This window comes from Methylobacillus flagellatus KT (assembly GCF_000013705.1).
GTDB lineage: Bacteria > Pseudomonadota > Gammaproteobacteria > Burkholderiales > Methylophilaceae > Methylobacillus > Methylobacillus flagellatus.
Window position 1 is genome coordinate 2,585,480 of record NC_007947.1, and the last position, 17,640, is coordinate 2,603,119.

Annotated in this window: 15 protein-coding genes; 2 read left to right on the forward strand and 13 right to left on the reverse strand. The window is 58.7% G+C overall.

From position 1 onward, the window contains the following. Window positions 1–2 precede the first annotated feature (2 nt). From MFLA_RS12325 to gspG, 8 genes are read right to left on the reverse strand one after another with little or no spacing between them, the layout of a single operon-like run. On the reverse strand, window positions 3–1,976 hold the full coding sequence (locus MFLA_RS12325) for a secretin N-terminal domain-containing protein (RefSeq protein ID WP_011480632.1): 1,974 nt from the start codon (window positions 1,974–1,976) through the stop codon (window positions 3–5). After that, window positions 1,976–2,578 carry a hypothetical protein gene (locus tag MFLA_RS14175; RefSeq protein WP_011480633.1) on the reverse strand — a complete coding sequence of 201 codons (603 nt, stop codon included), beginning with the start codon at window positions 2,576–2,578 and terminating at the stop codon, window positions 1,976–1,978. Before MFLA_RS14175 ends, MFLA_RS12325 begins: the two co-directional genes overlap by 1 nt. After that, the gene (locus MFLA_RS12335) at window positions 2,575–3,171 is read right to left on the reverse strand and encodes a hypothetical protein (RefSeq protein ID WP_195742007.1); all 597 of its coding nucleotides are present in this window, start codon (window positions 3,169–3,171) and stop codon (window positions 2,575–2,577) included. The genes MFLA_RS14175 and MFLA_RS12335 overlap by 4 nt, the downstream gene beginning before the upstream one ends. Further along, window positions 3,168–3,707 (reverse strand): fimbrial assembly, encoded by a 540-nt coding sequence (locus MFLA_RS12340; RefSeq protein ID WP_011480635.1) that lies wholly within the window; start codon window positions 3,705–3,707, stop codon window positions 3,168–3,170. Before MFLA_RS12340 ends, MFLA_RS12335 begins: the two co-directional genes overlap by 4 nt. Further along, complete coding sequence (locus MFLA_RS12345) at window positions 3,704–4,495, reverse strand: hypothetical protein (RefSeq protein WP_195742008.1); 792 nt, start codon at window positions 4,493–4,495, stop codon at window positions 3,704–3,706. The genes MFLA_RS12340 and MFLA_RS12345 overlap by 4 nt, the downstream gene beginning before the upstream one ends. Further along, window positions 4,476–6,155 (reverse strand): GspE/PulE family protein, encoded by a 1,680-nt coding sequence (locus MFLA_RS12350; protein ID WP_011480637.1) that lies wholly within the window; start codon window positions 6,153–6,155, stop codon window positions 4,476–4,478. Before MFLA_RS12350 ends, MFLA_RS12345 begins: the two co-directional genes overlap by 20 nt. Beyond that, the gene (locus tag MFLA_RS12355; RefSeq protein WP_011480638.1) at window positions 6,152–7,333 is read right to left on the reverse strand and encodes a type II secretion system F family protein; all 1,182 of its coding nucleotides are present in this window, start codon (window positions 7,331–7,333) and stop codon (window positions 6,152–6,154) included. Before MFLA_RS12355 ends, MFLA_RS12350 begins: the two co-directional genes overlap by 4 nt. A 1-nt stretch (window position 7,334) precedes the next feature. Next, window positions 7,335–7,763, reverse strand: coding sequence for a type II secretion system major pseudopilin GspG (gspG, locus tag MFLA_RS12360; RefSeq protein ID WP_011480639.1), 429 nt, complete (start codon window positions 7,761–7,763; stop codon window positions 7,335–7,337). A gap of 230 nt (window positions 7,764–7,993) precedes the next feature. Here gspG and MFLA_RS12365 point away from each other — a divergent pair, with 230 nt between their 5' ends. After that, window positions 7,994–9,772 carry an EAL domain-containing protein gene (locus MFLA_RS12365; protein WP_195742009.1) on the forward strand — a complete coding sequence of 593 codons (1,779 nt, stop codon included), beginning with the start codon at window positions 7,994–7,996 and terminating at the stop codon, window positions 9,770–9,772. 57 nt (window positions 9,773–9,829) lie between these two features. On the opposite strand, the gene MFLA_RS12370 is transcribed toward MFLA_RS12365, so the two are convergent. The 3 genes from MFLA_RS12370 to MFLA_RS12380 form a co-directional block, all read right to left on the reverse strand. Further along, window positions 9,830–10,792: a PEP-CTERM sorting domain-containing protein gene (locus MFLA_RS12370; RefSeq protein ID WP_048811739.1), complete on the reverse strand. Its 963-nt coding sequence runs from the start codon at window positions 10,790–10,792 to the stop codon at window positions 9,830–9,832. Between the two features lie 166 nt (window positions 10,793–10,958). Beyond that, window positions 10,959–11,462, reverse strand: coding sequence for a single-stranded DNA-binding protein (gene ssb / locus MFLA_RS12375; RefSeq protein ID WP_011480642.1), 504 nt, complete (start codon window positions 11,460–11,462; stop codon window positions 10,959–10,961). A gap of 2 nt (window positions 11,463–11,464) precedes the next feature. Next, window positions 11,465–12,841 (reverse strand): MFS transporter, encoded by a 1,377-nt coding sequence (locus MFLA_RS12380; protein ID WP_011480643.1) that lies wholly within the window; start codon window positions 12,839–12,841, stop codon window positions 11,465–11,467. A gap of 92 nt (window positions 12,842–12,933) precedes the next feature. Here MFLA_RS12380 and uvrA point away from each other — a divergent pair, with 92 nt between their 5' ends. After that, complete coding sequence (uvrA, locus tag MFLA_RS12385; protein WP_011480644.1) at window positions 12,934–15,753, forward strand: excinuclease ABC subunit UvrA; 2,820 nt, start codon at window positions 12,934–12,936, stop codon at window positions 15,751–15,753. 73 nt (window positions 15,754–15,826) lie between these two features. Here the strand turns inward: uvrA and MFLA_RS12390 are convergent, their stop codons facing one another. Further along, window positions 15,827–16,522: a lamin tail domain-containing protein gene (locus MFLA_RS12390; protein WP_011480645.1), complete on the reverse strand. Its 696-nt coding sequence runs from the start codon at window positions 16,520–16,522 to the stop codon at window positions 15,827–15,829. A gap of 52 nt (window positions 16,523–16,574) precedes the next feature. After that, complete coding sequence (locus tag MFLA_RS12395; RefSeq protein WP_011480646.1) at window positions 16,575–17,483, reverse strand: SdiA-regulated domain-containing protein; 909 nt, start codon at window positions 17,481–17,483, stop codon at window positions 16,575–16,577. Window positions 17,484–17,640 lie beyond the last annotated feature (157 nt).

A 17,640-nucleotide genomic window follows, 5' to 3' on the forward strand; every position in this document is an offset into this window, starting at 1 on the left:
TGCTATTGCGCCTGCTGCGGCGCAGCCCTGGGCACCACCACTTCGGGCGTCACCAGGGGAACCACTGGCTTGGGCTGCGTAGACATGAAGTTATCCTGCTGCGCCGGCTGGCTTTCCTCGGTTGGTGCGGGCTCTGCTTGCGGCTCAGGCTCAGGCGCAGCGGCAGGTTCCGCTGCCCCGGGACGCAAACGCTGCATCAGCAGCTCACGCGGGCTCATATTGCCAGCCGCGGCAGCGCCGGTACCGGGCACATTGATCTGCGGATGGTCACTGATGCCGTTTTCCGTACCCGACCAATATTCCAGGACCTCGGATTCCGGACGGCTGATGTTATTGACCACGTGCGGCGTAATCGCCAGCACGATCTCGGTTTTCTTGCGGTTATCCGTCTGGTTGGAAAACAGGCGCCCAAGCAGTGGGATATCGCCCAGGCCGGGCAGCCGGCTGGTGTTCCTGCGTTCCTCATCATTGATCAGCCCCGCCAGAATCTGCGTCTCGCCATCCTTCAGCCGCAGCAGGGTGCTCGCGTTGCGGGTGCCGATCTGATAAACCACTCCGCCGCCGTTGAGCGTCGTGGAGCTGCCGAGCGAAGAGACTTCGAGCGCAATCTTGATATTGACGAAATCATCCAGCGTGATGCGCGGCTCGGCTTCCAGCTTGAGGCCGACATCCAGGTACTGCACACTTTGGGATGAGCCCACGCCGGCTGTCGCCACGGTAGTGATCACCGGCACCTTGTCGCCCACCAGCACCTGCGCCTTGTCGTTGTTACGCACGCGGATGCGCGGATTGGCGAGAATATTGATGTCGCCCGTGGTTTTCCTGAAATTCAGGGTGGGGTTGCTGTTGAACAAATAGGTACCGGAATTGTTGCTGCGCATGGCGTCGATCGAGAGCCCGGCAGATGCCGTCAACGAAGTGGGATAGTCGATACCCAGCTCCTGCAAGCGTTCTCGCGACACTTCCATCACCTCGATCTCCAGCATCACTTCCGGGTCCGCCAGGTCATTTGCCGCCACCAGCTTCTCGGCAATACGCACCACTTCCGGCGTGTCGCGGATCACGATCATGTTCAGCCGCTCGTCGGTGTGCACATCCTTGGTCTTGAGCATGGTCTTGATCATGGTGGACACATCCTTGGCCTTGGCATTGGTCAGGTAGAAATTACGGATCACCAGGTCCTGATAGTCCTTGAGCTTGGCAGCGGTGTTGGGAAACACCAGCGCGGTGTTCTCGGACAGCACTTTTTTCTGCAGGCCGTTGGTCGCCAGCACCATTTCGATGGCTTCATCGACTGGTGATTTCTTGATGAAGACCGTCGCCTTGGTCTCGGGCTTGATATCCTTGTCGAGGATGAAGTTGATGCCCGTCGCGCGCGACAATGCCTCGAACACCATCTTGATATTGGCGTCGCGCAATTCCAGGCTCACCGGCTTGTTGAAGGCAGGCTTGAGCTTGGGTGGGTCCATGCGCACATTCGTACGCTGCTGGCGGATCTCGCGCTGCAAGCGCAACGCTTCCTCATGCTGCGGCGCTTCCAGCAGGACCTGGTGCAGGATATCGCGCGCAGCCTCGATCTCGCCTTTTTCCAGCAACTGGCTTGCCTGCTGTACCTGCTCCGCATGTTTGCGGGTGCTTTCGATCAACAGTTCACCCGACTGCGCCCGTGGATTATCCGGTTCTATCGCCAGCACGCGACGGAACAATTCCCCCGCATCGGCCATGCGCCTGTCGCGCAGGGCAGCCTCGGCCTCGGCCAGCAATTGGTTGATCCCCTGCTCCTGCGCCAGCCTGACGCGCTGACGCTCGGCAGTACCTTCCGGTTTTTTTTCACGCGCTGCCCGTGTATTGGCAATTTTTTCCTCGGGCGTATCCCCTGGGAACCCGGGTTTGGGCCAAGGAGTAGTCGCACAGGAGGACAGCAGCAATAAGATATTGACAAGGCCCGCGGCGCGCCATGCATAACTCGACAACATTAAAGATTCCCTTGTAAATCGTCCGGATTGACCGGTAAATGACTGGCAGGATTGGCGGTCGCCGCTGGCTTGCTCTTCTTGGATAGTATCTTGGGCAAATCGAGCGGCAAGTAGGTCAGGTAAAGATTATGCTCATCCTCCCTGTCCAGGCGCCACTGCCGGTCCACATTCTCCCCGGCACCGACCATATAGAGACGGTTTGCGCCTGCCAGCATGATCATCGTGCCCTGCGGGCCATCCTCCAGTTTGCCGATGTAGGCAAATCCTGGCTGAGGCACCACTGGCGCCTGAGAGGCGAGCTCGGCTGCCGTCTTGGGCGGGGGAACATACCAGCGCTGTGACCTGAACAGATCCGTCTGCACCTTGTCTGCTCCCGCTGCCACCGTACGACCTTGCAAGAGTCCCCAATCAAGATAATGCTGCCCACTGCCTGAAGCAGGCTGAGCAGGGTCTGGCAGCACGGCAGCAGCAGAACGGGCGCGCCCTGGCCGCTCTGGCGGCAGCAGGCCGGAATCGTCTTCATCCTCCATGCTGAACACCAGTGCCAAGGTCGCCAGCAACCCCAGCACCAGACCCCATGAACGCTTGGATTGCAGCTTCATACGCCCTGCTTCCGAATGAAGAACACCAGGCGCAGCCGCGTCTTGACCTCGCTCTCCACGGCTTCGCCGCGCTCGAAGCCCAGCTCTGCCAGCGCCACATTCGGCAAGGCGTCCAAGATCGCGAGCACCAGCGCCTTCACGGACTGGTAGCTACCTTGTACCGGCACACTGGCCTCGAAGCGGCGCACGCTCCCCTGTTTTTTTTCCGACAGTGAATACTCACCCTTGACCACTTGCAGGCCATGTTGCTCAGCCAGCCGGAACAGTACCGCCAGCTCATCTGGCAGTTGCTGGATGTCAGGAAAGCGCGCGTCGAACTCGGCCAGCTCCTGTGCCAATGCCTGCTCCGGGGAGGCGACAGCTTGGCGTTGCGGCTGTGGATGCAGGCTTGAAGCCGCCTCCTGCGCCTGCAATTCCTGCTGCAATTGCACAATGTCACCTCGCAGTGGTGCCAACCACCCGAGAACAAGGCAGACGGCTGCCACCAGCAGCACAGCCAAGGCCATGCCAGACCACCCCAGCCGGTACTGCGCACGGCGCACGGCCCATTGCAGCCATTTACCATCCAGCGGGAACGCCGCAAGCCGCATCACATTGCCCCCCACCTGGCCGTAATGCCAAAGCGGATGAAGTGCGCCATCCCCTCGCCTTCCGGCTTTTCCATCATTTCATGTTCATCAAGCGCGACATCGTGCATTTCCGGCAAGCTTTCCAGTCGTTGCAGATACGCCAGCAGTGCAGCGATGTCCTTGGCCTCGCCCTTGAGGCCCAGCTTGCCCTTGGCGGCATCGGGACGGATTGCCATCAAGGCGATTTCAGGCCTGGCGACTTGCTCCAGCCTGTTCAGCAAGGCCGGCCACGGTCGGCCCAGTTCATCGAGGATTTTGTTGGCCTCCTTGATCTCGGCCTTTTGCGCAGCTGACAGCGCTTGCGGCTGAATAGTGGCCACTTGCACTGGCTGACGGGCATCCTGCAATTGCTGCAGCTTCTGCGCGATAGCACCACGCTCGGTACGCATCTCCGTCAGTTGCCAGCCACACAACAAGACAAGGGCGCCGGCAATAACCAGGCCCGCCTGGTAACGGCTACCATTGCCGATGGGCGCCATATGGTCGAGCTGCAGCTTCACGCCATGCCTCCTGCTACCGACCCGCCTGCTGGCGGATGCCAGGTCGCCAGGCGCGGCAGCACTTCCCCACGTGGCAGTTCACATACCTGTACCTGTACATTGTCCGGTAATGCCAGCTGCAGGCGCAGCCTGCGCAGTGCGGCCTCCAGCACCGGTGGCCACTCGGCAGGCACAGGCAGTAGTTGTACTGCAGCCCAGCTTCGGTTCTGCCAGGCCAGCAAGCACAGCCGACCCGGCTCGCGCAATACGAACACCCCGTCAGGCCTGGACTGGGCAAGGTGGTTGAAGGCATAAGCCAATCCAGGCTGCACGCTGGCAAGCCGGCCTTTTTCCGCCTGGACGTGCTGCGCCAGGCCTTCCAGCAGATCCTCGTCCATCGCGCTGGCCAGACCGTTGCCGCCAAGCGCAGCCAGGCTGAGGCGGATATTCCATCCCGCGACGGCATCGCCATGCACGCGCTGAAAAGCATGGCGGCACAGCAATGCCAGCTCTTCGCTATTGGCAGCGCCATCGGGATTGGGCACGAGGGCATAACGCACGAAAGCACTCGATAGCACCAGCTTGACGCGCGCGCCAGCGACACCGGCTTCACGCAGCACTTGCGGCAATGCCGCGAGCAATGGCTGCATATCCTTGGCATGATGCTCGACACTGACTTTGCCGCGTGCGATATCACCGGGCTTGAACATGCCGTGCCGGCGTATCCAGGCAATATGCTGGGGCTGGATGTGAATGGTCACACCAGGCCGCCAGCCTGTCAGCATGCGCTCACGCCACGAAAGTGACACGATTGATCTCCTCCAGGGTGGTCTCGCCACGTGCAACGGCTTCCAGCGCCGCTTCCCGCAGGCTCTTCATTCCGCGTGCTCGGCCGGCCTCCTTGAGCTTGCGCAACGGCTCGCGCGCGATGATCATCTCGCGCAGCTCGTCGTCCAACGCCAGCAATTCGGCCACCGCCTTGCGCCCCCGGTAGCCGCTACCGCGACAATGTCCACAACCCTTTCCTTGGCGCAAGTGGTAGCCGGCCACCTGGTCGCGCGTCAGCTTGGATTGCAGCAGCAGCTCATCGCTTGCTTCTGCGGGCTCCGCGCACTGCGGGCACACCAGCCTTACCAGGCGCTGCGCCATCACGCCGTTCAGCGCAGCCACCAGGCTGTAGGCCTCGACATTCATGTGCAGGAATCGGCTGATGACATCGAAAACATTGTTCGCATGCAGGGTAGTGAACACCAAATGGCCGGTGAGCGCCGACTGTACGGCAATCTGGGCGGTTTCGGGATCGCGGATTTCGCCCACCATGATCTTGTCCGGGTCGTGACGCAGGATGGAGCGCAAGCCGCGCGCGAAAGTGAGCCCCTTCTTCTCGTTCACCGGGATCTGCAGCACGCCGGGCAGCTGGTACTCCACCGGGTCTTCGATGGTGATGATCTTGTCCTGGCCGTGGTTGACCTCGCTGATAGCCGCATACAGCGAAGTGGTCTTGCCGGAGCCCGTCGGTCCAGTGACCAGCACCATGCCGTAGGGTTCGCGTACCAGCCGACGGAAATCCTCGATGATATAGTCGTCAAAACCGAGTTGCTTGAGCGACAGCCCCTTGGCCTGGTCGGACAGGGATTTCCGGTCCAGCACCCGCAGCACGGCATCCTCGCCATAGATGCTCGGCATGATGGAGACGCGGAAATCCACGTCACGCCCTTGCATCATCACTTTGAAGCGGCCGTCCTGCGGCACACGTCGCTCGGCGATATCGAGTTCGGCGAGTATCTTCACCCGCGATACGGCCTGCTCGGCCATATCGGCACCCTGCATGCTGCCGACATGGACCAGTACGCCGTCGATGCGGTACTTGACCATCAGTCCGGCAGCCACGCTTTCCATGTGGATATCGCTCGCCCCCGCTTTCAGGGCATCGTATAGCGTGGAATTCACCATGCGGATTACCGGGCTGCTGTCGGCATGGATGCTCTGCAGGCTGAGATGCTCGACGTTGGTCTTGTCTGCCTCCATGGCTTCGCCGGTCTCGAGCAGGTCGCCATCCATGGCGCGCAGGTCTTCTTCATGCCGGCTCAGGTATGCCTGTATATCCCGGAAATGCGCCAGCCCGGTATGGAAGTCTTCCGCGATCCATTCCGCCGCCCAGTCCAATACGGCCTGGTCGAAAGGGTCGGCAAGCACCAGCCATAGCATGCCGTTCTCACGCAAGGGCAAGCACTGCAGCCGGCTGGCCATGGCAAAGCTCATGACCTCAAAAGCAGGTTGCATGGCATGCAAGGCATCCATGCTGAACAGCTGCAGTTGCGTCGCCTCGGCCAGCGCCGCCGCATACGCTTGGTCTTCAAGGGCAGACAGGCTCTGTAGCATGTCCACCATGCTGCGGTTGTTGCGCATGGCCATGCTTTGCGCCTCGGCCATGCGCTCCGGGCTGAATATCTCTGCCGCCGCATTCATTGCAGGCTCCCGGCGAGCTCGAAGATCGGCATGTACAACATGACCACCACAGCACCGATGATGAGACCGATGAAAATCATGAGCAGCGGTTCGAACAGGCGTGTAAACCACTCCAGCCAGCGTGCAATTTCCTCATCATGCAGGGTGGCGATATGCTCCATCATCCTGCCCATTTCGCCGCTTTTTTCACCAACACGCAGCATGCGCAACGAAACCGGCGTCACCAGACCGGCAGCTTCCATCGCCTCTGAAATCGACCTTCCCTCGCGGATTAACGTGGCCGCCTTGTCCAGGCTCTGGTGCATGGAGGCTGTCAGCAGGCCGCGCGCCATTTCCAGGGCCTGCTTGATGGTGATGCCGCCTTCCAGCAGCATGCCCAGCGTACGGTAGAACCGCGCCAGCTGGAACACACGCATCTGCTCGCCTAGCGTCGGCAAACGCCACAGCATGGTCAAGAGGCGTCCGCGCACGCCGGGACGCATGAGCGCCGCCACCGCCAACCCAAGACAAACCACGCCGCCCAGCAGCAGGCTTTGACCATGTGCGTCCATGAGATCCGCCCAGCCCAAGACTAGCCTGAGCATCCAGGCCTGGTTCTCGCCAGCATCGGCATAAATCTGGGAAAAGCGCGGCACGACATAGCCAAGCAGGAACAGGACGACCAGCCCACCCACAGTGATGAGGAGGAAGGGATAAATGGAAGATGCGATGAGTTTCTTGCGCAACACCTCTACCTGTTGCTCGTAACCGATGTAGCGCAACAGGGCTTCAGGCAGGTCCCCGGTACGCTCACTGGCCTTGACCATGGAGGTATAGAGGCCAGGAAATGCCGAGGGATAGGCTGCCAGCGCAGCCGAGAAGGTCTGCCCACGGTATAGCGCGTCCAGCACACCCTTGAGTACCTGGGCAATCTCGGGACGCTGCTCCTTCTCCGCAATACCTTCGAGCGACTCGACCAGTCCCAGACCGGCCTTGAGCAAGGACAACAACTCCTGGCTGAATAGCAACAAGGGAAAACGCGTGCGCCTGTTGCCAGTGAGCCCCTGGCTACCCGACTTGGTCGCCAGGACTTCATACCCCTGGCTGCGCGCCTTGGCGGCGGCCTCTTCGGCATGCTGAGCCTCGAACTCAAGCGAAACCAGGCGGCCCCCGCTTATCGCCCGTACCTGATAGCGCATATCACCAGTTCACGATATCGACGTTGTCATCGCTACCACCGGGCTGACCATCCTTGCCTAGGGAATAGAGGTCGAAATCCCCATGCTCGCCGGGTGACTTGAAATGATAGGGACGGCCCCAGGGATCATTCGGCACGCTCTTCTGCAGGTAGGGCCCCGCCCATTTGCTTTCGCCAGCGGGCGCAGTGTTCAAGGCCGCCAAGCCCTGCTCTGTGGTTGGATAGTGGCCGACATCGAGCCGATACTGATCCAGCGCCTTCTCCAGCGCCCCGATCTGGGCGCGTGCCGTCTTGACCTCGGATTTGCCGAGTTGGGCGAAATACTTGGGCGCTACATACCCGACCAGCAACCCCAGGATGACGAGTACCACCAGCAGCTCGAGCAATGTGAAGCCTATCTGGCGCAAATGCATTGAATAAGGGTTTTTCATAGCGGCATGCCAGGTTCCGCCTGGCGTTCATACATAAGATTTGGTGCCCAGCATAGTCCCGATTTATGACGTTTTCATTAAACTGAACCCACCCGTACTGTCGTGCTGGTCAGGCCAATGCATATGCCGCCACTTCATAATTCTGCAATCTTTGCATGCATAATCTGGACGGTAGGCCACGATCACCTGGTCACATCGGATTTTCCACGCTAAGGCCACCACACTGCTTCATGAACACTGCCACCCACTTCAGATTCAGCCATGGCGACGACAACCCCACCGTAAAACGCCTGCTGCGTGCAGTGACCCCTGTCCCGGACGATATGCCTTGCCTGCAGGTACTGTCCATGTTTCAGGAGAATCAGCGCATGTATGCCCTGCCTGTCGTCGATGCGCAGCAGCACCCGGTCGGCATCGTGGAGCGGCATGCCTTCATGGAAATCTTCATCAAACCCTACACCCACGAAATCTATGGCAAGAAGCCGATTGCCGAATTCATGAACCCTGAACCCCTGATCGTAAACAGCCATACGTCCATAGACGATATCTCCCGCATCATCATCGATGCCGGCATGCAGCATATGGTGAGTGGCTTCATCGTCACGGAACAGGGGAAATACGCAGGCCTCGCCAACGGCCATGACCTGCTCGACGAAATCACGCAGCGAAAACAGGCCAACCTGTTCTATCTGGCGCATTTCGACCAGCTCACCAAACTGCCAAACCGGGTGCTGTTCATGGACAGGCTGGCCATGACGCTGGCAGAAGCGAGTCGCACCAATGCGCAAGTCGGGCTGCTGTTCATCGACCTGGATAAGTTCAAGCACTTCAACGACTCCATGGGGCATGCCTTCGGCGACCAGCTGCTGATTGCGCTGGCTGGCATCCTCGCGCGCTGCTCGCGCGAGATGGATACCGTCGCCCGTCTCTCGGGCGACGAGTTCACCATCATCGTCGACAGCATCAGCGGCCAGAAAGACCTGGATATCCTATGCTGGCGCATACTCGATGCCCTGAAACTCCCACAGCAGATCATGGGACGCGAGATCTTCATCTCGGCCAGCATCGGCACCGCGATCTACCCGCTGGATGACGAGGATGCCAACAACCTCATGATCAAGGCCGATGCGGCCATGTATGAAGCCAAGCGCAACGGACGCAATACTTACCGGCACTATGCAGCAGGCATGCAGCTTTACTCGCTGGATCGCATGTCGCTGGAAACCGACCTGCGCCTTGCCATCGAACGCAATGAATTCGAACTCTATTACCAGCCGCAAATTGCGCTCGACAGCGGCCAGGTGGTCGGCAAGGAAGCCTTGATCCGTTGGCACCATCCGCAACGTGGGCTACTCACCCCCATCCATTTCATTGAAATTGCCGAAGAAACCGGGTTGATCGTGGCCATCGGCCAGTGGGTGATCAGTGAAGCCTGCCGACAGCACCAAGCCTGGCTGCAGGAAGGATTCCAGCCCATGCGAATCTCGGTCAATATTTCCGCCATGCAGTTCTACCAGAGTGACTTCTGCGACATGGTGGAGCACATCCTCAAGGAGACCAGGATCAACCCGGCTTATCTCGAATTCGAGCTGACCGAGAGCATGTTCATGCAGGATGCCGATGCCGTGGTGCGCACCCTGCATCAACTGAGCAGGCTTGGCATCAAACTGGCAATCGATGATTTCGGCACGGGCTACTCCAACCTCAGCTACCTGCGCAAATTCCCGATCGACCGGCTCAAGGTCGATCAATCCTTCATCAAGGGCATAGAGCGCGAACCGATCAATGTAGAAATCGTCAAGACCATCGTGGCGCTGGCGCGCAGCATGTCACTGGAACTGGTGGCTGAAGGTGTGGAGACGGACGTGGAGCTGCACTGGGCGGAAAGCAGCGGCTGCACCTTCGTGCAGGGCTACCGCTTCTCCCAGCCGCTGCCGGCGGAAAAATTCACGCGCTGGGTGAGGGAATACAAATACCAGGCCAACCAGCACTCGCTGGCTGACATTTAGTGTTCAGCAAGGACCTGTTCCCGTATTTCCGGGCGGTCTCGGCATCGACACAACCATTCACTTACTGGTGATCAGCGTGGATTGTTTGCGCTGCCAGCGTCCAAACACGCCAATCAGGCCCAACAACAACATCCAGATGGTCGACGGCTCGGGCACCGCGCTCACCTGCCAGCCGATGTCCGCCAGCGCCGCGTAATCCAGATCGCTGAAATATTCGCGATTGCCGAACGGGGTGCCCGGATCCATGAGGTTGGGCACAAGCTCCCCGTTTATCCTCCCCTGCACGCCATAGGCCCAATGCGCCCCTCCATCAACGGGCACCATATCGCCATACGCCGCCACGGCATGTTCACCGGCAAATACCCAGCCGTCATCCGTGGGCAACAGCAAAGCATCCCAAGCTGTAGACGCCCCAAAACCGAGCAGGTGCGCGATTTCATGGGTTGCCGTGGTCAACAGGTCCGGCTGGCCTGCAGCCAGGCCGCTCTCATCGAGACCTGCATACCATGAAAAATGGCTGTTAAACCAGATGGAGTCTCCCCATGGACCGACATCAGTAGGTACATCCTCCAGCGCGCCTTCCTGCCCACGCGCCGTTACCGTCTCCAAGAAATCCTGGCTACCCTGGGCACGAATGCTGCCACCACCTGCTGCGCCAAGTACCGAGCCATTAAAGGAGGATGCCCCTACGAAAATCACCATGCTGTTTTCCGGGACATACAAATCCGTCACCGTGACATTCTCGATCCAGCTATTCCAGCTAGGATGCTGGAACCTCACACTCCAGCTATCACCTGCGCCAGGCTGGATTGCCGAGAGGGAATCGGTGAAGCCACTGAATACCGAGGCGGCCTGCTCCAATACGTTGCGCCGCATCAGGCCAGCATCGCTGTCGGTACTGAACCAGCCATTCCGGTCAAACCGGTAGTCAAACACAATATCGAGCGCATGGGCCGAACTCGCAATCAGGGCAAGGCTGGCGATCAGGGCCGCTTTAATGGGAATGCGGAATGAATGCATGATGCAATTTCCAAGCAGTGAAATTATTAATTGAGAATCATTATACATTGAATCAACAATCATTCTCAATAATGCACCAAGAATCCGCTACTTCATGGCTTGTTAGCGCAACAAAAAGCCCCGCTTGACGGGGCTTTCAGCAATCACCGACGAAGCAAAGCATGCCTTAGAACGGGATATCGTCCTCGAAATCATCGAAATTGCTGCCTCCAGCAGGCTTGGATGCGGCAGGCGCGGGGCGTTGTGCCGGCGCAGCCTGTTGCCTGGGGGCGGGCTGGCTGTAGTCTTGGTTGAAGTCGTCGCCACCATCATAGCTCGCTCCGCCACCGCCGCCGCTATCGCGCCCGCCCAGCATCTGCATCTGGTCGGCGATGATCTCGGTGGTGTAGCGGTCCTGGCCTTCCTTGGTCTGCCACTTGCGGGTTTGCAGGCGGCCTTCGATGTAGACCGGGCGCCCCTTCTTCAGGTACTCGCCGGCAATTTCCGCCAACCTGCGGTACATGACGATGTTGTGCCATTCGGTGCGCTCCTGACGCTGGCCGTTCTTGTCTTTCCAGCTGTCGGTAGTGGCAATGCTGAAGTTGGCCACCGCCTCGCCATTGGGCATATAGCGCACTTCCGGGTCGCGGCCCAGGTTGCCTACCAAGATTACTTTATTGACCGATGCCATCTTTAACCCCTTATCAATTGCAGGGCGGCGGAATCATCCCAATCCGCCTGCATATCCACTTTCAATATCACCACGCCCTCCTCGGGCAAGACGACCGATTCCTTCACGCCCGGCAACGCTGCCAGTTGCCGCGACAATTGCGCCGCATCATGCGTTTGCCCTTCAGGCAAGGGGTACATTCTACTACGTACTGCCGCCGGTGCACGCATGGTCCATACGCTGACCAGCCATAGCAGCATGAGCGCACCGCAGAAAGCGAATACTGCCGCATATCCATGCTGGCTGGACAGCCAGCCGCCGCAGACGCCGCCAACGAAAATGCCCAATGACTGCGCGGTATTGAACACCCCGATCGCGGTACCCTTGGCATCGGCAGGCGCCTGCTTGGAGATGGTGGAAGGCATGATCGCCTCCAGTACATTGAAGGCGATGAAGAAAATGGTCAACGCCACCATGATGCCCCAGAAACTATCGATCATGAGCCCGAACGCAAGTTCCGCCAATAGCATCACGGCGACACTGATGATGAACACCTGCTTGAGCTTGGCCTTTTTCTCGCCAATGATGATGGCCGGCACCATGAACGTCAGGGAAATCACCATGATGGGCAGATAGATCATCCAATGGTCATTCTCGTTCAACCCACTGGTCTGCTTGAGCGCGAATGGCACCACGACAAACATTGCCATGTGCGAGGCATGCAACGCGAAGATGCCGAAATTGAGCCGCAACAGCTGCGTATCCTGCAGCACTGGGCCGAGCTTGGCCGGCGCGGCCTGGGTATCGGAATGGAACCGGCTGACCTGGGGGTTGGGTACCAGATACTTGATATCCAGCATGGCAAGCAAGGCCAGGACGCCGGTCAGCACGAAAATGCCTGGAACGCCAATCCACTGGTTGAGCGTCGGCCCGAGGATCAGCGACAATGCGAAGGTAATGCCGATGCTGCCGCCGATCATCGCCATTGCCTTGGTACGGTGCTCTTCGCGCGTCAGATCGGCCACTAGTGCCGTCACCGCGGCGGATACGGCGCCCGCGCCCTGGATGGCACGACCGATGATGATGGTATGGATGTCGTCCGCCATACCGGCAACGAAGCTGCCGATCGCAAAGATCAGCAGGCCGATGTAGATCATGGTCTTGCGGCCAAAGCGGTCTGAAGCCATGCCGAACGGCAGCTGGAACAAGGCCTGCGTCAAGCCGTAAGCGCCTAGCGCCAGGCCGATGTAGAAATGGTCATCCCCCGACGGCAAGGTTTCAGCGTAGATCGCAAAGATCGGCAGGATCAGGAACATGCCCAGCATGCGTAAGCCATAGATCGAGGCCAGGCTCAGGGTGGAGCGTAGTTCAACCGGGGACATGCGTTCAGGCTGTGACATTAAAATTCATTGAATTCAACACGCGAAGTTGCGTATATTAACAGGTTGCCCCACCAGGCGTTAACCAAACTCAAGGCAACAGCTTCTACCCCATGGATTACATACGTATACGCGGTGCCCGCACGCACAACCTGAAAAATGTTTCACTGGACTTGCCCCGCAACAAGCTGATCGTCATTACCGGCTTGTCGGGTTCAGGTAAGTCCTCGCTGGCGTTCGACACTTTATATGCCGAGGGACAGCGCCGCTATGTAGAATCCCTGTCCGCTTATGCGCGCCAGTTCCTGGCGCGCATGGACAAGCCGGATGTCGACCTGATCGAAGGACTGTCTCCCGCGATTTCCATCGAACAAAAATCCACCTCGCACAACCCACGCTCCACTGTAGGCACCGTCACCGAAATCCATGACTACCTGCGCCTGCTCTATGCGCGCGCAGGCGACCCGGAATGCCCGGACCACGGCATCAAGCTCGAAGCGCAAACCGTCTCCCAAATGGTGGACAGTGTCCTGCTGCTGCCAGAGGACACCAAGCTGATGATCCTCGCGCCGGTAGTCAGCAACCGCAAGGGAGAACAACTGGACCTGTTCGAGGAACTCAAGGCACAAGGCTTCGTACGCGTGCGCGTGGACGGCAATATCCACGAGCTCGACAGCGTACCCAAGCTGGCCAAGACCGTGAAGCACAACGTCGACGTCGTCGTGGACCGCCTCAAGGTACGCGCAGACGTCAAGCAGCGCATTGCCGAATCCTTCGAGACCGCGCTGCGCCTGGCCGACGGCAAGGCTGTGGCGCTGGAGATGGATAGCGGCAAGGAGCACCTGTTTTCCGCCAAGTTCTCATGCCCTGTGTGCGACTACTCACTTGCAGAGCTTGAGCCGCGCCTGTTCTCATTCAACAACCCGATGGGTGCTTGTCCCAAGTGCGATGGCCTGGGCCAGATCAGCTTCTTCGATCCCAAACGCGTCGTGGCTTTCCCGCATCTCTCACTGGCCAGTGGCGCCATCAAGGGCTGGGACAAGCGCAACCAGTTCTATTTTCAGATGCTGCAAAGCCTGGCCAAGCATTACGGATTCGACCTGGAGACGGCTTTCGAAACCTTGCCCGATGACGTACAGCAAGTGCTGCTTTACGGCAGCGGTAAGGAAGCCATCACTTTTCAGTACCTCAACGAACGCGGCAAACTATACGAAAAATCCCACACCTTCGAGGGCATCCTCAACAACCTGCAACGCCGCTACCATGAAACCGACTCCATCACGGTACGCGAGGAACTGTCCAAGTATCTCAACTCGCAAGCCTGCCCGGAGTGCGGGGGCACGCGCCTGCGCCGCGAGGCACGCCACGTCAAGGTGGGGGGCAAGAACATTCACGAAGTGTGCGAGGCCCCGCTGCGCCTGGCCTTGCATTTCTTCGAGCACATCGAATTGACCGGGCAAAAACATGCGATTGCGGACAAGATCGTGCAGGAGATCAGCAGCCGCCTGAAATTCCTCACCAATGTCGGGCTGGAATATTTATCGCTATCCCGCTCCGCCGAAACCCTTTCGGGCGGTGAGGCACAACGCATCCGCCTGGCCTCGCAGATCGGCTCCGGCCTTACCGGCGTCATGTATGTACTGGACGAACCATCCATCGGCCTGCACCAGCGCGACAACGACCGCCTGTTGCAAACCCTGGTGCGCCTGCGCGACATCGGCAACAGCGTCATCGTCGTCGAGCACGACCAGGATGCCATCATGGAAGCCGACTACGTCGTCGACATCGGCCCCGGGGCAGGCGAACACGGCGGTCACATCGTGGCGGCAGGCACACCGGCAGAAATCCAGCGCAATCCCCAATCGCTCACAGGACAGTACCTCAGCGGCGCCAAGGAAATCGCCGTCCCCAGGCAGCGTCACGCCCCTGACCCAAAACGCTGGCTCAAGCTGACGAGGGCCAGTGGCAATAATCTCAGGAACGTGGATTTGGCTTTGCCTGTCGGTCTGCTCACCTGCGTCACTGGCGTGTCTGGCTCTGGCAAGTCCACGCTGATCAACGATACCCTTTACCGCGTGGTAGCACGCCACCTTTACGGCAGCTCGACCGAGCCTGCGCCTTTCGAGGAAATTTCTGGCCTGGAGTTCTTCGATAAGGTCGTGGATGTCGACCAAAGCCCGATCGGCCGCACACCGCGCTCCAACCCGGCCACCTACACCGGCGTCTTCACACCCATACGCGACCTGTTTGCCGGCGTGCCGGAAAGCCGCGCCCGCGGCTATGGCCCTGGCCGCTATTCCTTCAACGTCAAGGGCGGCCGTTGCGAAGCCTGCCAGGGCGATGGGGTGATCCGCGTCGAGATGCACTTCCTGCCCGATGTCTATGTGCCTTGCGACGTCTGCAAAGGTCACCGTTACAACCGTGAAACCCTGGAAATCCAGTACAAGGGCAAGAATATCCACCAAATCCTGGAAATGACCGTGGAGCAGGCGCGTGAATTCTTTGACGCCGTGCCTGTGGTCGCACGCAAACTGCAGACACTGCTGGATGTCGGTCTAGGCTACATCACGCTGGGCCAGTCCGCGACTACACTGTCGGGCGGCGAGGCGCAGCGTGTTAAGCTGGCATTGGAGCTGTCCAAGCGCGATACCGGCAGAACGCTCTATATCCTCGATGAACCCACCACCGGCCTGCATTTTGCCGATATCCAGCTGCTGCTCGACGTATTGCACCGCCTGCGCGACCACGGCAACACCGTCGTCATCATCGAGCACAACCTGGACGTCATCAAGACCGCGGACTGGATCATCGACATGGGTCCGGAAGGCGGTGATGGCGGCGGCACCATGATTGCGTGTGGCACACCGGAAGAAGTCGCGGATACCAAGGCCAGCTATACCGGGAAATACCTCAAGCCGATGCTCAAACGCTGAGATAACTCTCCTCAATAAAAAATGGCTCTCCTGATGGAGAGCCGTTTTCATGAGATACAAATAGCTTTATCGCTTATGCTGCCTTGCGGCGGCGTGCTGCAAACCCGACAAGACCCAGGCCTGCCAGCATCAATGCATACGTTTCAGGCTCAGGAATAGCCGCGATGGTCAGGTTGGTCTGGCCAGGGCTACCGATATCGCCCACGCTTGAGCGCCAGGAACCTTCGGAATCACCCACTTGGGAGGATACCCAACCGTAGACGTCGTTGGCACCCAGTGCATCTACGCTACCAGGGACACCGCTGTTGTAACGGGCACGAATGCTGCCAGGAAAGTCCTGGTCGCCATAAGTCAGGCGGTCCACCAGGTTCAGCTCGTGATCGAAAATATTGATTTCGTCGTTGCGGCCCAGGTTGGGATTCATGAAACCAATCACCTTGACATCATCGCTCAGACCCCAGCGTGCACGGAATTCGTCAGCACCGATTTCCGTAATCACCACGGACTCGCCAGCCTTCACAATGCCGAAATCCGACAGATTGAACACCAGGCTGGTGCGACTGTCGTCGTCATAGCTCCAGTTGGTGAAATCGACGTCGTTGGAACCAAGGTTGGAAATCTCGATGTACTCGCCCAATTCGCTGCTGTGGCGACTTTGATAGGACCACTCAGTGATATAGACATTGTATGGATTGGCCAGTGCAGGAAGCGCTGAGAACGCACTTGCGGCCAGGATGCTTGCTGCAACCACTTTCTTGATGATGCTCATGATATTAACCTCTCTGATTTGAATAATATTAACGACGCAGGAACAACAACACTCAGGCAATGCGGCGACGGCGTGCCGCAAAGCCCAGCAAGCCAAGACCGAGCAGCATCAATGCATACGTTTCTGGTTCGGGCACGGCAGGCGTTGGCGGCAGGAACACAAATACGGAAGGCTGTTCCTGGGAAACATAAATAATGCCGTTCTCATCGATGGTGACACCTTCGGCAGCACCGCTCAGATAGCGAAGGTTGATGGAGCCGAGTATTTCGCCTGTGCGGGTGACTTCCATCAGCAAGCGCGACTCCTGGCTGATGACCAGCAAGTTGTCATCCAGGCCAGTTCCAAGGAAAGAAGGCACGGTAGCAAGCACTTGCACATCGGAAAGATCCAATACACCCAGCAATGCTGCATCAAACAGGATATCGTGGCTGCCAGTGCCGTCATTGAAGTCGATATTGGCTTCGTAGATGGCCTGCGGATTCTTTTCCTTCACTGCAATGAAGCTGTTGTTGCGAGGATCCCAGCTCACGCCTTCCAGGCCTTCGTTATTGCTGTATGGCCCAAAGCTATAGGCGGGCAATGCATTGGCGCGACGCAGAGTGGTATCGGCTTCATAGGTCACCTTGAACAGGCTTTGCGTACGCTCCTCGCCCAGTGCGAACTGCCCGTTGCCGATATACGTCAGGGCTTCGGTGTCATCAAAGCCGCTGAGCTTCATCGAGCCGATCACCTCGCCGCTCTTGCTCACCTCGACTATGGCCTCTGCCTCGTCGCCGACGACAAACAATGTGCCCGTATCCCAGTTATAGGTAATGGCCGAAGTCTCGGCTGCCATGCCAGGCTGGCCAGGTAGCCTGAACTGATACCCCAAGGTATAGCCGGAAAGATTGAGCGATGGCTGTGCCATGGCCAGAGCCGACATGGAAAGCCCGGCAAACAGCACCAGAATGCGTGAAATCATCTGAAATATCCCCTTGTGAATTAATGTGAAACTTGTACTTGATGAGCTAGCGCAGCGATATTGACGAGGGCAAAAGACAACAGGATGAAGATGCGCATAGTCCTGCCACGAGTCATGGCAGGGGCACCATAAAGCGGGAGTCTGAAAGGCGGAATAA